Annotated in this window: 12 protein-coding genes; 6 read left to right on the top strand and 6 right to left on the bottom strand. The window is 65.7% G+C overall.

All coding sequences use genetic code 11. From position 1 onward, the window contains the following. Entirely contained in the window at positions 1-2,418 is a 2,418-nt protein-coding gene (locus VO57_006220) for an ABC transporter permease (protein ID XBL70932.1), read from the top strand. After that, positions 2,411-3,709: a TolC family outer membrane protein gene (locus VO57_006215; GenBank protein ID XBL70931.1), complete on the top strand. Its 1,299-nt coding sequence runs from the start codon at positions 2,411-2,413 to the stop codon at positions 3,707-3,709. The genes VO57_006220 and VO57_006215 overlap by 8 nt, the downstream gene beginning before the upstream one ends. Positions 3,710-3,713: 4 nt before the next feature. Here VO57_006215 and VO57_006210 read toward each other — a convergent pair whose 3' ends face one another. Continuing rightward, a complete protein-coding gene (locus tag VO57_006210; GenBank protein XBL70930.1) occupies positions 3,714-4,694 on the bottom strand; it encodes an aldo/keto reductase in 981 nt (326 codons plus the stop codon). A 98-nt stretch (positions 4,695-4,792) separates the two neighbouring features. Between VO57_006210 and VO57_006205 the strand changes: the two genes are divergently transcribed. The 4 genes from VO57_006205 (at position 4,793) to VO57_006190 (ending at position 7,385) form a co-directional block, all read left to right on the top strand. Beyond that, positions 4,793-5,632 carry a LysR family transcriptional regulator gene (locus VO57_006205; protein ID XBL70929.1) on the top strand — a complete coding sequence of 280 codons (840 nt, stop codon included), beginning with the start codon at positions 4,793-4,795 and terminating at the stop codon, positions 5,630-5,632. A gap of 67 nt (positions 5,633-5,699) precedes the next feature. Next, positions 5,700-6,110, top strand: coding sequence for a DUF2946 family protein (locus VO57_006200; protein ID XBL70928.1), 411 nt, complete (start codon positions 5,700-5,702; stop codon positions 6,108-6,110). A 74-nt stretch (positions 6,111-6,184) separates the two neighbouring features. Further along, the gene (locus VO57_006195) at positions 6,185-6,730 is read left to right on the top strand and encodes a copper chaperone PCu(A)C (GenBank protein XBL70927.1); all 546 of its coding nucleotides are present in this window, start codon (positions 6,185-6,187) and stop codon (positions 6,728-6,730) included. After that, complete coding sequence (locus VO57_006190; protein XBL70926.1) at positions 6,723-7,385, top strand: SCO family protein; 663 nt, start codon at positions 6,723-6,725, stop codon at positions 7,383-7,385. Before VO57_006195 ends, VO57_006190 begins: the two co-directional genes overlap by 8 nt. 23 nt (positions 7,386-7,408) lie before the next feature. On the opposite strand, the gene VO57_006185 is transcribed toward VO57_006190, so the two are convergent. The 5 genes from VO57_006185 to VO57_006165 form a co-directional block, all read right to left on the bottom strand. After that, a complete protein-coding gene (locus tag VO57_006185) occupies positions 7,409-8,773 on the bottom strand; it encodes an efflux transporter outer membrane subunit (protein ID XBL70925.1) in 1,365 nt (454 codons plus the stop codon). 4 nt (positions 8,774-8,777) lie between these two features. Continuing rightward, complete coding sequence (locus tag VO57_006180; protein XBL70924.1) at positions 8,778-9,743, bottom strand: HlyD family secretion protein; 966 nt, start codon at positions 9,741-9,743, stop codon at positions 8,778-8,780. 149 nt (positions 9,744-9,892) lie between these two features. Beyond that, positions 9,893-11,578 carry an MFS transporter gene (locus VO57_006175; protein ID XBL70923.1) on the bottom strand — a complete coding sequence of 562 codons (1,686 nt, stop codon included), beginning with the start codon at positions 11,576-11,578 and terminating at the stop codon, positions 9,893-9,895. After that, positions 11,571-12,203, bottom strand: a complete 633-nt coding sequence (locus tag VO57_006170) for a TetR family transcriptional regulator (protein ID XBL70922.1) — start codon at positions 12,201-12,203, stop codon at positions 11,571-11,573. The genes VO57_006175 and VO57_006170 overlap by 8 nt, the downstream gene beginning before the upstream one ends. A gap of 143 nt (positions 12,204-12,346) precedes the next feature. Beyond that, positions 12,347-14,479 (bottom strand): S9 family peptidase, encoded by a 2,133-nt coding sequence (locus VO57_006165; protein XBL70921.1) that lies wholly within the window; start codon positions 14,477-14,479, stop codon positions 12,347-12,349. Between the last annotated feature and the right edge of the window lie 34 nt (positions 14,480-14,513).

Below are 14,513 nucleotides of genomic sequence, written 5' to 3'. Positions count from 1 at the left end.
ATGAACCGTTTCGCCCTGCTCTCGCTCTATCGCTCGCTCACCCGGCACAAGCTTTACGCCACGCTCAATATCGGGGGGCTGGCGATCGGGATCGCCGTGTTCATCGTGCTGGGCCTCTATGTCCGGTTCGAGACCAGTTACGAGACCTGGCTGCCCGATCACGACGAAGTCTACGCCGTCCGCACGGAATGGAAGGACCAGTCGAGCCCGTTTGCCGGGTTCTACAACGAGAGCATGGGCGGTTTGCTCGATCAGCTGCGCGAGGACTTTCCGGCTCTCGTCGGCACGCGGATCATGGGTGGCGAGGGCGGCGGGGTCGTCCAGTACGACAATACCGCCGTGACGGAGGATGTCGCGATGGTCGACCCCTCCTTCTTCGAGGTGTTCGACCTGCCGATCGTGGCGGGCCGCGGCAAGGGCGCATTGTCCCAGCCCGATGGCGTGGTGATCAGCCAGAGCGCCGCCGAACGCTATTTCGGGAAGGGCGATCCCGTCGGGAAGTCCCTGACGGTGTCCATGTGGGAGGCCAAAACCTATCGCGTGGAAGGCGTCTTCGCCGACCTTCCGGCCAATAGCGATTACAAACTCTCGGTTCTGATTCCTCTGCCCGACGACATGGAAGCCAACAGTTCGAGCTGGTATCATTGGGGCAGCACCAGTCTGGAGACCTATCTGCGCTTTGCCGACGCTGCGGACGCTGCAGGGTTCGACGCAGCAATGCCCGATTTCGTCGAACGGCGCGGTCGCGCCGATATGGGGGAGAATGCCAGCGACGTTGTCGGCCTCAGCCTGTTGCCGCTGTCGGACCTTCATCTGACGCCCACCGGCAATTCGGCCTCGAGCGCGAAGATGACGCTGTTGACGCTGGGCCTGGTGGGGACATCTGCCCTGCTCATCGCGCTCATCAATTATATCAATCTGGCAACGGCCCGCGCCGGACTGCGCGCCCGCGAAGTCGCCATGCGCAAGGTCCTCGGTGCCGATCGCCATGCCGTGATGCGCCAGTTCCTCGCCGAAGCGCTTCTGACCGTGGCGATCGCCAGCCTGATGGGCCTGATCCTGGCCGAGCTCGGTCTGCCGCTGATCAATGCTGCCGGCGGGCTTTCGCTTGCCATTCCCTATGCCCTCGTCGTCCCCGCGCTGGCGGTGTTGACGCTGATCGCGGGTCCGCTTGCCGGCATCTATCCCGCGATCGTGCTGTCGCGATATCAGCCCGCAGCTGTGCTTGCCGCGTCGCGTTCCCCCGGCGGAGGACGGGCCGGCGCGAGGATCAGGGAGGCCCTGGTGGTGGTGCAGTTCGCGCTCGCTATCGCCTTCCTGATCGGCACCGCCGTGCTGGTCGCGCAGACGCAGCATGTCCGATCGTCGGATGTCGGGTTCCAGCGCGACGGACTGATGACGGTCCTTTCGCTACGGGACAGTCTCGTCGACGATAGCCAGCGCCGCGCATTTACCGAAGCCGTACGCGCGATGCCGAATGTCAAAAGCGTCGCGCTGGCGAACACGGTCGTCGGCGGCAGTGGGACGCGCAATGCGGACAACGTCCCGCTTCCCGGAGTGCCCGGTGATGGCCCGTCGGTAATGTGGGAGATCGTCGGCCCCGACTTCTTCGACGTGTACGCCCCCAGACTGATCGCAGGTCGCCTGTTCGATGGCCGGCAGGCTGACGACAACGGCAGATCCGATCAAGGCAAGCCGCAGAATATCCTGATCAACCGACAGGCAGTGGGTGTTCTCGGCTTTGCCGACCCTCAGGATGCAATCGGCAAGACGGTCGGCGGCGATGTCGTCATCGGCGTCATCGACAATCTGAGCTTCTTCGGCCCGCGCGAGCCGGTGAATCCGACTTATTACAACTACTACGCCGATCCACTGAGGACCGGGAATATCGTCGCCTCGATCCGCTTCAGCGGAGATCCGCGCACTTTTCAGAACCAGCTGGAAGAGGTGTGGCAGCGGATCGTTCCGCAGGTACCGTTCAACGCACAGACGGCCGACGAGCGCCTGACCCGGTTTTACGAAGACGATGATCGCGCCACGCGCTTGTTCGCCATCGGCGCCGGGCTGGCGGTCCTGATCGGGATGGTCGGGCTGTGGGGCCTCGCCTCCTTTAACACCGCGCGCCGGGTGAAGGAGATCGGCATCCGTAAATCGCTGGGCGCTTCGGCAACCGATATCGTCAAGCTGCTGGTCGGCCAGTTCATGCGTCCCGTGCTGATCGCGAACCTGATCGCATGGCCGCTCGCCTATTTTGCGATGCGCACCTGGCTGGCAGGCTTCGATGACCGGATCGCCCTCTCTCCGCTGTTTTTCATCGGGGCCAGTCTGGTCGCGATCGCGATCGCGGTGCTCACCGTCCTCGGCCAGTCGCTCCGCGCGAGTCGTACCGCTCCGGCATGGGCGCTGCGCCATGACTAGAGGCATCATGACAAGAGCCGCGCTGCTCGGCGGAGCGGCGCTGCTCGGCACCGCTCCCGCCCAGGCCGACACGCTGCGCGATGCCATTGCGGCAGCCTATGCCACCAATCCCACGCTGGCCGAGGCGCAGGCCCGGCAGGAGGCGCTTGAGGAGGCCCCCGAACAGGCGCGGGCCGAGGGTCGGCCCTCGCTCTCGGCAGTTGCCGGCGCAGGCTACGACGATCTCGGCCGCGGGAGCGCGGGTAGCGCCGATCTGCAAGCGGCCATGCCGATCTGGACCGGCGGCCGCGTATCCTCAGCCGTCCGAGCATCCTCGGCAGATGTCGCGGCGGGCGCACAGGTGGTGCGCGACAATGAGGCAGCGGTGCTCGAGCAGGTGGTCGCGGCCTATGCCGACCTGCTGTTCGCACATGAAGCGGTCGAGGTCGCCCGGATCGGGATCGAGCGGCTCGACCGGCAGATAGGCGAGGCACAATCGCGTTTCGATCTGGGCGAAGCAACGCGGACCGACGTTGCCCAGTTGCAGGCCCAGCGATCGAGCGTCGTCGCCAATCTCGCCGATGCAGAGGCCGCTCTTGCAAGCGCGCGCGCAGCCTATCGCGCGGTGGTGGGAGAGGAACCGGGCGCGCTGGAGGACGAAGTGCCCCCACCCGGGATGCTACCCGCCGACCTCGCCGATGCGCGCGCCGCTGCCGAACTCGCCAATCCCCGTCTGCTCGAACGTCTCCGCATCGTCGATGCCTCCAGAGCCAGGATCGACCGCGCTCGAGCAGACGGCGCACCAAGCATCGAGCTTGCGGGCGCCTATGGCCGCGGCGTGGAAGACGCGGGAGGCAGCTTGCGGGATTACGACAGTGCCGCGAGCGTCGGTGTCACCTTGCGCATTCCCTTGCTGACCGGCGGGCTGGTGGCATCGAGAGTGCGCGAGGCGGAAGCGACCGCGCGCGCCGATCGTTACGCCGTCCAGGCAGAGCTGCGCGAAACCATGCGTTCGGTCGAGACCGCCTGGGCCACCCTTCAAGCCGCAAAGCAACGCGAAACGGCCAGCCGCGACGGGTTGGAAGCCGCACAGATCGCGCTCGACGGGGTGCGCGCGGAATACGAATTCGGCCTGCGCTCGACGATCGACATTCTGCTTGCCGAACAGAGCTATCGCTCTGCCCAGCTCGCCCTCGCCCGGGCGCGCAGCGACGTGCTGATGGCGCAGGCCGCACTGCTCAGGGCAACCGGCCATCTCGATCGTGCGGCCTTTCTGGATGGCCGGGAAGGAGATGGCACGGTCGCGGGGTGAGTACTTACGCGTTTACGCCTTTCATGCCCTCGGCAGTATAGCGTTCGCCCACGAAGGTGCCGGGGGCATAGGCGCTGTCGAGCCGGGCAATGTCATCATCGGACAGGGTCAGGCTGGCGGCCGCGATGTTCTGCTCCAGATAGGTCAGCCGCTTGGTGCCGGGGATCGCGAACACCCCTTTGGCGAGCGCCCATGCCAGCGCGACCTGCGCTGCGGTGGCCTCACGCTGATCGGCGATGGCGGTCAGGGTGCCGAGCCGCGCGGTGTTGGCTTCCAGCGCATCTTCCGAAAAACGCGGTGTATGGCGTCGGAAATCATCTTCCGAGAGGGCTTCGCGGTCGAGCGCGCCGGAGAGGAGCCCACGGCCGAGCGGGCTGTAAGCGACGAAGGCAATGCCCAGCTCGCGGCAAGTGGGCAGCACCTCGACCTCCATATCGCGCGTGGTCAGCGAATATTCGCTCTGCACCGCCGCAACCGGATGGACAGCATGCGCGCGCCGCAGGGTGTCGGCAGAGACCTCGCTCAGGCCGATGCGCGCGATCTTGCCCGCTGCGACCAGATCGGCGAGCACGCCCATCGTATCCTCGACATTGCGACCGGCCTCCGCGCGGTGGACATAGTAGAGGTCGATCCGCTCCACCCCGAGCCGCTGGAGCGACGCGTCGCAAGCCTGCCGGATATAGTCCGGGCTGTTGTCGATCGTGCGCGCATATTCGCCCGGTGCTTTGCGAATGCCGAACTTGGTGGCGACGAAGGCTTCGGGCCGACCATTCTTCAGGAAGCGCGCGAGCAGTTCCTCGTTATGACCATTGCCGTACATGTCGGCAGTATCGAACATGCGCACGCCAAGCTCGTAGGCGCGATCGAGCACGGTCAGCGACTGCGCGTCGTCGGTCTCGCCATAGAATTCGGACATGCCCATGCAACCCAGGCCAAGCTGCGGGAGTTGCGGGCCTTCGGTGCCGAGGGGAAGTTGGGCGATCATGATGAAGACTCCTGTGATGGTTTCGCTGCCCACCATAGCACCCGAGCAAATCCGCAAAATTGAATGCGTTTGCACTCCATCTGTGCAAGATCGATCAGATGAAGTGGGATGACCTGCAAGTGCTCGCCGTGCTGGAGCGCGAGGGATCGCTGGCCGCAGCCGCGCGCAGGCTGGGTGTGAACCATGCGACGGTCTCGCGCCGCATCGCCGCGCTGGAAGAGTCTGTGGGCCAGCAGCTCATCCGCCGCCTCGCCCGCTCCACGCCGCTGACCGAGAAGGGCCGCGAAATTGCCGCCATCGCGCAGGAGATGGAACGGGGTGCGCAGAAGATCGAGCGCGCAAGCCATGCAGCGCAAGGAACGCTGACCGGCATGGTGCGCCTGACCGCACCGCCGGTACTGGTGAGCGAAGTCATCATTCCGGCGATGGGCGACCTGCGCACTGCTCATCCCAAGCTGTTGATCGCGCTGTCGGCCAATTCGCACCTCGCCTCGCTCGATAGCGGGCAGGCGGACCTCGCAGTGCGCATGGTCGAGCCGCAGGGGCGGCAGAATATCGTCCGTCGCATCGGCGAGGTTCGCTTCGCGCTCTACGCGAGCGCCCCGGTCGCTGGGCAGCCGCCGTCGGACTGGCGCTTCATCGCATTCGACGAGACCCTCGCCCATGTGCCGCAGCAGCGTTGGCTGGCAGAATTCGCTGGTGCGCGACCGCTGGATCTGCTCACCGGCGATTTCCACTCCCAGTTCGCAGCCGCACGTTCGGGGCTCGGCGTCGCCCTGCTGCCCTGCGTCATGGGCGACGCATGCGCCGATCTTGAGCGGGTCGCACCGGACCAGCCCGAGCCGCGGCCCGTGTGGCTGGTCATCCATGCCGACCTGCGCCACGCGCCAGCCGTGCGCGCAGTGGCGGACATGCTGGTGGAGGCATTTGGTGCATAGCGCTGCGGCGAAGCGGCGAAGGCGGCTGGCTGACAAAGCGACGACCGCGCTCTAGGGCACATGGCGGATGAAACCCTTGCGCGCCTTGATTCGGGAATACCGCCACCTTGCGCTCGCGCTGCTGCTGGTGGCGTTTTTTATCCGGGCAATAATCCCCGCGGGTTTCATGGTGTCCACCGCCAGCGACACCGTTCTTTCGGTAACGATCTGTTCCGATGCCTCCGCCGGCCTCAAGCAGATGCAACTGGTCATCCCGGGCAAGAAGCCGGCCAGCGGGCATTCGGATGGCATGGAGAAGGCCCAGCATTGCGCCTTCTCCGGCCTCGCAAAGGCGGCCGGCGGCGCGGGCGACGCCGCACTGCTGGCGCTAGCCTTCGCCTTCATCCTCGTGCTCGGCCTAGCGCCGGTGCGGCACCTTGCGTTTCAGCGAAACTCCTACCTCCGACCGCCGCTGCGCGGCCCTCCGGCAGCAGCCTGACAATCCTAGCCTGACCTGTCGGTTCTGCCGTCGCGCGCCCGGAATGCGCAGCGCGGCCTTTCGGAGTATAGAAAATGCAATTCAAGACGACCCGCCCGCTGGGGCGGACCATCCACGCTGGCTTTGCCGCTGCTGGCGCCGCAGCGCTCATCCTTTCGATCGGAGCGTGCAGCTCGCAATCCCAGCCTGAGGGCGCGGCAAGCGAAAACGCCAGCAGCGAGCTCGTCATCACCGCCCCCTGGTCGCGCGAGACCGCGAAGGGCCAGGACGCGGGCGGCGCCTTCATGACCATCGCCAACGAGGGCAGCGGTGCCGACCGGCTGACCGGCGGGTCGACCCCGGTGGCGGGCGACGTGCAGGTGCACACGGTCGACATGACCGACGGCGTGATGCGCATGCGCCAGCTGTCCGATGGGCTGGAGATCCCCGCAGGCGACACGGTCACGCTGAAGCCGGGCAGCTTCCACATCATGCTGATGGGCCTCAAGCGTCCGCTGGAACGGCGCGAAACCGTTCCCTTGACGCTCACCTTCGAGAAGGCCGGTCCGGTCGAGGTGGAACTCATTGTCGAGCCGGTCGGCTCGCAGGGGCCTGATGAGGCGGGAGAGGGCGATGAGTGACCGGTTTCCAGAGCTTGAAGAAGAGCAGACGCCGGAGGAACGCGCGGCGGGTTTGAGAACCTTCCGGATGATCGTCTGGCTGTTCGTGGCGCTCGTCGCCGGGATGGGTCTGTTCGCTCTGTTCGGGCCAGACAGGCAGCCTGCGGCGGATCAGCCGACCGGCTATGCCGACACGGTGGGCGGCGCATTCTCGTTGACCGCCGCAGATGGTTCGACCGTCACAGACCAGACACTGAAGGGAAAGCCGTTTGCGATCTTCTTCGGTTTCACCCGATGCCCGGACGTGTGCCCGACCACGCTCGCGAGCCTCGCCAAACTGCGCAAGCAGATGGGTGAGGATGGCGACAAGTTCCGGATCGTCTTCGTCTCGGTCGATCCCGGCTACGACAGTCCGGAAGATATCGGGCGCTATGTCGACCTGTTCGGCACGCCGATCATCGGCCTGACCGGCTCGGACGAGGAAATCGCCCGGGTCACCAAGGCCTACCACGCCTTCTACAAGAAGGTGCCGACCGAGGGCGATGACTACACCATCGACCACACGGCCTCGGTCTACCTGATGGATGCCGACGGGAAGCTCCAGTCGATCATCGACTATCACGAGGATCCGAAGACCTCGCTCGCCAAGCTGGAGCGGCTGGTCGACAAGACGTGAACGGGTTCGGCGGTGTCCCGCAACTAGCGCGGAGCGCCGCCGACCGCCTGATACAGACCCACTAGCGTGGTCAGTTCGTCGGCCTTCGCCTGAACCAGTGAGAGTTCGACGCCGAGCAGAGCGCGCTGGGCATCGACCTGCTCGATATAGGGCGTGTATCCCGCGCGGTAGCGGTTGCGCGCATGGCGCAGCGCATCCGCGACCGCGCTCTGCTGGGCCTCCAGCGCCGTCTGCTGTTCGCCGAGGTTGGCCAGGATCGCCATGCGATCCTCCACCTCGCGGAAAGCACCAAGCACTGTTGAGCGATAGGCCCAGGCCGCCTGATCACGCTGCGCGGTTGCTCCGTCGAGCTGGGCCTGCAGCCGCCCGCCCTGGAAGATCGGCGCAAGGATGCTTCCGCCGAGCGACCAGACGCTGATCGGATCGGCAAGCAGATCGGAGAGGGCCAAACCCGCGCTCGCGCCGAGATCGATCGACGGCATGAAATCGGCGCGCGCGACGCGCATCTTGGCGTCGGCTGCGGCAATCCGGTATTCCGCCGCCGCGATATCCGGCCTACGGCGCAGAAGTTCGGAAGGGAGCGTTGCGGGCGGTGCCGGAGCCACCAGTTCGTCCAGCGTCCCGCCACGTTCGATGCCGCCGGGCAGTTCCCCGGTCAGGACCGACAGCGCATTCTCCTGCCGCGCAATCTGCGCCTTCAATTGCGGGACCAGCTGCGCGGTCGCCTGATATTCGGCCTCCGCCTGCCGCAAGGGCAGCTGCGACGTATAGCCGACCTCGGCGCGGTCACGGGCGAACTTGAGCGCCTCCTGACGCGCCGCCAGCGTATCTTCCAGCACCGCGAGCCGGGCATCCAGCGCGAGCAGCGTGATATAGCCGGTGGCGGTGGCCGCGCTCACTGCGAGGCGAGCGGCTTCCTCAGCCGCAGCGCTCGCCGCGACGCCTGCCTCTGCCGCATCGACGCGCGCGGCGTTCTTGCCGAACAGGTCGAGTTCGTAGGAGGCGCGAAAGGTCGGCTGGGCCGCAACCGACTCCTGTGGCCGCCCCAGCGCCGACACATCGCGCTGCACCCCGCCTTCGACGCCCACGCCGAGGGATGGCAGCAGGTAACCGCGCGAAGCTTGCTCGGTTGCTCGCGCCTCGTCCACCCGTGCCGCCGCGATGCGGACATCGGGATTATTGATCCGCGCCTGCTCCACGAGGCGCGAGAGCTGCGGATCGCCGAAGCTTTCCCACCAGCGCGCCTCGACCGGGGCACCCGCGCCCAGCTGGGTGCGCCATTCGATCGGCGGTGCGACGGCGGTCCCCACAGGGGCTTCCTGCAAGGCGGGTGCGCAGGCCGACAGAGCCAGAACGGAAGTGACCAGAAGAGCGAAAGACTTGCGCATCGCATCAATCCTTGGTGTGAACGGTTGCGACGACGGACATGCCCGGGCCAAGCCGCTTTGCAGCCTTCTGGCCCTTGTCGAGGACGATGCGCACCGCGATGCGCTGCGGCACCTTCACGAAATTGCCCGCGCCCGTGTCCGGCTTGACGATGCTGAATTCGCTGCTGGCGGCAGGCGCGATGCTCTGCACCCGGCCGGTCAGTTCCAGCCCGCCCAGCGCATCGACTTCCAGTGTCGCCCGCTGGCCCACCGCCATCTCGGCGGTCTGGGTTTCCTTGAAGTTCGCGACCACCCACAGCTCGTCCGGCACGATGTACATCAGCTGGGTACCCGCGCTGACGAGTTGGCCCACACGCGCGGTAATCTCGCTCAGGCGGCCCGAACGCGGCGCGCGGATTTCGGTGCGGGAAAGCTCGATCTCGGCGAGGTCTTTCGATGCCTCGGCACCGGCAACCTGCGCTTCCAGCCCACCGCGACCGACCGTGACCGACCGCACGTTCTCGGCAGCGATAGCCCGCTGGGCCTCTGCCTGCTGCACACCTGCCTGCGCCTGTTGCAAGGCAGCGCGCGCCTGATCGCGTTCACGCAGAGAGACCGATCCTTCGTCGACCAGTTCGGCAATGCGGTTCATGTCCGCCTGCGCCTTCTGCAGCGCGGCGCGCGCGCTCGTCACCGCGGCGGTCTGCAGCTTGAGCTGTGCCTGGGCAGAGCGCAGGCTTTGAGCGCTGTTGGCCAGTGCGGCCTGCTGGGCGGCGGAATTCGCCGAGCCTTGCAGGACCTTCTGCTGGAACGGCGCATCGTCGATCCGCGCGAGAAGGTCGCCCTCCTCAACCCGCTGGAAGTCGGTGACGGGCACTTCGGTGAGGTAGCCGGCGACCTGCGGGCTCACCACCGTAGTACGGCCGCGCACATAGGCATTGTTCGTCGTCTCGTCGCCGCCAGCGAATGGCGGAAGATCCCAAGCGTACAAGGCCGCGAAGACCCCAGCGAGGATAACGAAGACGGCAACGATGATGCGCCGCCGCGAAACATTGGGAGACCACCCTTTCCCTGATTCCGCCTCGACGGGCGTGTCTTCGGAAACCTCGGGTTGAGCCTCGCTCTGTGAAGGGGAATTTGTCATTGCTTGGTCCTTGAGAGCATGGCCTCCAGCGAGGCCAGTTCCTTGGCGAGCGGATTGCGCCCGCGAATCTTGTTGATGAGCCACGGCACGAAAATCACGGCGAAGGTCACCGCCGCGAGAGTGCCGACGAGGAAAAACACGTCGTTGAATGCCAGCACAGCCGCCTCGCGCGAGACAGACTGTGAGATGCTGGAGGATGCCACCTGTTGCTGCAGAGCGGGGTCCGACTGCACCGGCGCGACCCGCCGCGCGGCGTTGGACAGGGCCTGCCCAAACTGGATATTGCCGAGCGTCAGCGTGCTACCGGCATCGATCAGGTGCGTCTTGAGGCGTATCGCGTGAAAGGCCGAGAGCAGCGCACTGCCTGCCAGACCGCCCATCGACTGCGACAGCGAGAAGATCGCGATAAAGCTGATGACGAACCTCTGCCCGGCAGCCAGCGCGCGGAGCATGCCTTCCATCATGATAGGGCCCATGGCGAACACCGCGGCGAAAGCGATTGCAGCCTGGGTCCAGTAGAGATCTTGCGGGCGCGACATGACACCTGACCGGGTGTCGGCGAAGGCGGCGATGCAGATGACGAAGACCGCGAACAGGACCGGGCGTGTCAGATCCTTGGGGTCCAGGCGCACCACCGAAAGCACCATGCCGCCGAAGGTCGCGCCGGTCAGCACCCAGAAATAGCCGGTGAGCTGCTGGTTGCCATAGCCCAGCGCGGAGAACATTCCGCTTGCGCCGAAGCCCTGTTCGGCGACCAGCACGCGCACCGTCGCACCGATTGCGGCAAGGCTCAGGATCGCGCGGCTGGACAGCCAGCTGAGGTCAAGCATCGGAGTCTTCCGGTGGGCTTCGATCAGGAAACAGCCCCCGAGGCAAAGGATGGCGACCGCCAGCGCATAGCCGAGCCAGGGGGTATCCCACCACTGGATGCGGCCCTGGATCAGGAACGCGCACAAGGCGCCGATGCCGACTATGAAGAGAGCGATGCTGGGAATATCGAGCGGTTCGAACGTCTCCTTGCGCTCGCCCGGGGGAAGCCGCAGCAGGTACACAAGCCCGAAACCGAGAAGCGACAGGGCAAACTGGAACTGGAAGACATGATCCATGTCGTTATCCACCAGCAGCACCGGCGACAGCGCCCTCGTCAGAGGAAACGCGATCTGCGTAAGGCCAAGCGAAATCACCAGTCCCCCAACCCTCATTGCCGCAGGCAGGCCCTGCATGAGGTAGTAGATCGTCAGCGCCGACAATCCTGCGGCCGTAATCCCGGCGACGGCGCGCGCCACCAGTTCGGGGTAATAGCCCGGCCCGATCATCTGCACGAAATTGGCAGCCACAAGCCCTGCCATCGCCCAGCGCACGAAGGGCTGGATACCGAAATGCTGCCGCACCCGGAACAGCAGCATGCTCAAGCACGAATAGGTCGAATAGAATGCGACCGTGAGCCAGCCCGCCTCCACCGGTGTAAGGGCGAATTCGGCTTGGACGGCGCCGGAATTCGCCAGCAGGAAGCCGTTCTGACTGCCACCGAGCAGCCCGATGAAAATACCGATGGCAAGATAGGCTGCACGCCTGGCACCCGGGTGGTCCGGATTGGCGGGCGACCCGGGCAGAATCGGCATCTCGTGCGGCTTGAAGCGATAGCCCGCCGCGTGGTCGAAAAGCGGTTGGCGATCAGTCACAGCGCAATCCTCTGTCAATCAGAGTGTCTTCGAGCGCCGCCTCGAACGCCCGGTCGTCCGCAACATTATCGACCAGCTTGGCGAGCCGTTCGCGCCGGGCGACCGTACTCGCCGCTGCATAGATGAAATTGGCGACCCTGAATTGCAGGTGGTGCACATCGCCCTCGCACTCTGCCGCAGCCGCCTGGGCAAGATCGAAAAAATAGCGGTGCAGCGGCAGGGAAAGTTCGTCGAGCAACCAGTCGTTGCGATCAGAATCGATCGTGATGTCGCGCAACAGAAGCCGCGGCATATCCGGGTGCACAAGCTGGTAGTCGATGAAGGCCCTCATCGCGTGGCGCAAACGTTCGCGGGCGGGCTTCGCCTGCGTGTCTGTCATCGCTTGGTGGAGCGCTGCTTGAAGATCCTTCGCCGATTGCGAGACGATCGACTTCCACAAGCCCGCCTTGCCGCCGAACCGATAGGCGATCAGCGCGACGTCGATGTTCGCGTCCGAGGCAATTTCACGCAGCGAGGTCGCTTCGTAGCCCCGCGTGGCAAAGCGCCGCCGGGCGGCGTCGGCGATCGCCGCGCTCGTATCCGTATCGCTTTTTCTGGGCCGCCCCGGCCCGCGTCGCTTGGTCACTCTACGCTCCTGTCAGGAGCGCGATCTAGGAGCCTCCTCGAATATATTCAATAGGCGTTGAATATATTCGAGGAGGCAGCACCTGCCGGACCGCAGATCGACCGATCCGACGGATGGTGCGGTGTACGTGCCGTCACATAGCCTCAGTTATCGGGCGACCAGCCGTCCTTGTACCGCTCGAACCAGGCCAGAATGGCGGAGGCCTTCGCGGCGCTCTGCGATGGCCGCGCGGCGATGCTGCCATGGCTGGCGCCAGGCACCTTCACCAGCGCGGTAGGGACGCCGCGCAGCCTGAGCGCGGTATAATACTGCTCGGACTCGCTCACCGGGGTGCGATAATCCTCGCTCCCGACCACCACCAGCGTGGGCGTCTCGACATTGCCGACCAGCGACAGGGGCGAGCGATCCCAGTAGAGCTGCGGGTTCTCCCACGGCTGCGCGCCCAGCCAGTACGAACCGAAGAAAGCTGGCGAGTCCGCGGTCAGGACCTGCGTCGTCCAGTTGATCACCGGCTTCTGCGTCGCTGCAGCCTTGAAGCGGTTTGTCTTGCCGACGATCCAGCTGGTCAGCACCCCGCCGCCCGATCCGCCGGTGACGAACAGCGCGTCCGGATCGGCAATTCCCTGCGCGATCGCTTCATCGACGATGCTGATCAGGTCGAAATAGTCGTTGCCGGGATAGGCCTTGTCGATCTCGTTCGCGAAGCCTTCGCCGTAACTCGTCGAACCGCGCGGATTGGCGGATAGCACGGCGTAGCCTGCCGCTGCATAGAGCTGGTTGTCGCTCGCGAAATGCGGGCCGTAGGCGGCGAAGGGGCCGCCATGAATTTCAAGGATCAGCGGTACGCGCTGCCCCTCGACATAGCCCGGCGGCAGGGTCAGCCAGCCTTCGATCTGTATCCCGTCATAGCTGGACGCGGTGGTGATCTTGCGCACCTCGCCCATCGTCTTCACTTCGCGCAAAGACCGGTTGAGGTCGGTCAGGATGCGGGTGTCGCCGCCGCGGGTCAGGCGAAGTTCGGCGGGACGCGTCGCGGGTCCGCCGGTCGAGGCGATCGCATCGGTCTTCGCCACCGAGAAGCTGCCCCCGGTATAGGGCCGGTCGAGCCCACCACCCGAAAGGCCTGTCGCAACATCGCGGATCGACCCGTCGAGCCCGATGCGCGCCACCCGGGTTTCGCCGGAAACATCGTACTGCGCGTAGATCGCGCGGCCGTCGGCGTCCCACTCGATACCCGTCGGGCTGAAGTCCCAGCTCTCGGTCAGGATCCGTCGGTTGGAGCCATCGGTGTCCATCACGTAGAGATCGTCGTTCTCGTAAGCGCGCAGCGCATCGTCGTAGCCGAGATAGGCGATCCGGCTCCCATCGGGCGAGACGCGGGGGCTGTGGTCGGGCCCGTCCCGATCGGTCAGCTGGGAAATCCCGCCACTGGCAAGATCGACCGCGTAAATCTCGCTCTCGACCGGATCGCTCTGCCAGTCGGCTTTGCGATTGGCGCCGAAATAGATCGTGCTTCCATCGCGCGACCAGGACAGCGGGCCGCCATCATGCGAAGGGCCGAAGGTCAGCTGGCGCGGCGCACCGCCATCGGCGGGAATGACGAAGATCTTCTCGAACCCGGGCTTGAGATAGCCCGCCCCGTCCGCCCGGTAGGTCAGCAGGTCGTAAATCTGGAGCGGCTCTGCCCATTCGGCTCCTTCGGGCTTGTTCTCCGGGGCAGCGCCAAGCTTGGGCGCATCGTCCTTGACCAGCATGGTGTACGCGATGGAGCGTCCATCGGGCGACCACGCCATGCTCGACGGGCTGGTCGGCAATCCGGTCAGGCGGACCGCTTCGCCGCCATCCATCCATCGCACCCACAGCTGCGCGCTGCCGCCATTGGTCGACACGAAAGCCAGTCGGTCGCCCGAGGGAGACCAGCGCGGCGAGAAGGCATTGCCATCCTGCCCGGCAACCGGCTTTTCCTCGCCGGTGCGGGCGTCGACCAGCCAGATTGCGCTGCGCGTGCTGTCGCTCATCACGTCATTGGACTGGCGCACATAGGCGATCTGCGATCCATCGGGGCTGATTTGGGGGTCGGATGCGGTGGCGAGGTCGAACAGGTCCGCGCCAGTGAAACGGCGGTCCGGCCCCGGGGTGACAGTGCCCTCCGCGGATGCGGACTGCGGCGCCTCGGCTTGAGCAGCGGGTTCGGGCGGTGGCGTGTTCTGGGCGACGAGGGTCGCCGGTGCCAGAGCGACCGCGCTCGCCCCGATGAAAATTGCCAGCAGCTTCATACCAATGCTCTCCCCGGACCCTGAAATGTCTCGC

It is taken from the genome of Citromicrobium bathyomarinum (genome assembly GCA_001306305.2).
Classification (GTDB): domain Bacteria; phylum Pseudomonadota; class Alphaproteobacteria; order Sphingomonadales; family Sphingomonadaceae; genus Alteriqipengyuania; species Alteriqipengyuania bathyomarina.
This window is presented reverse-complemented; position numbering and strand designations above follow the sequence as displayed.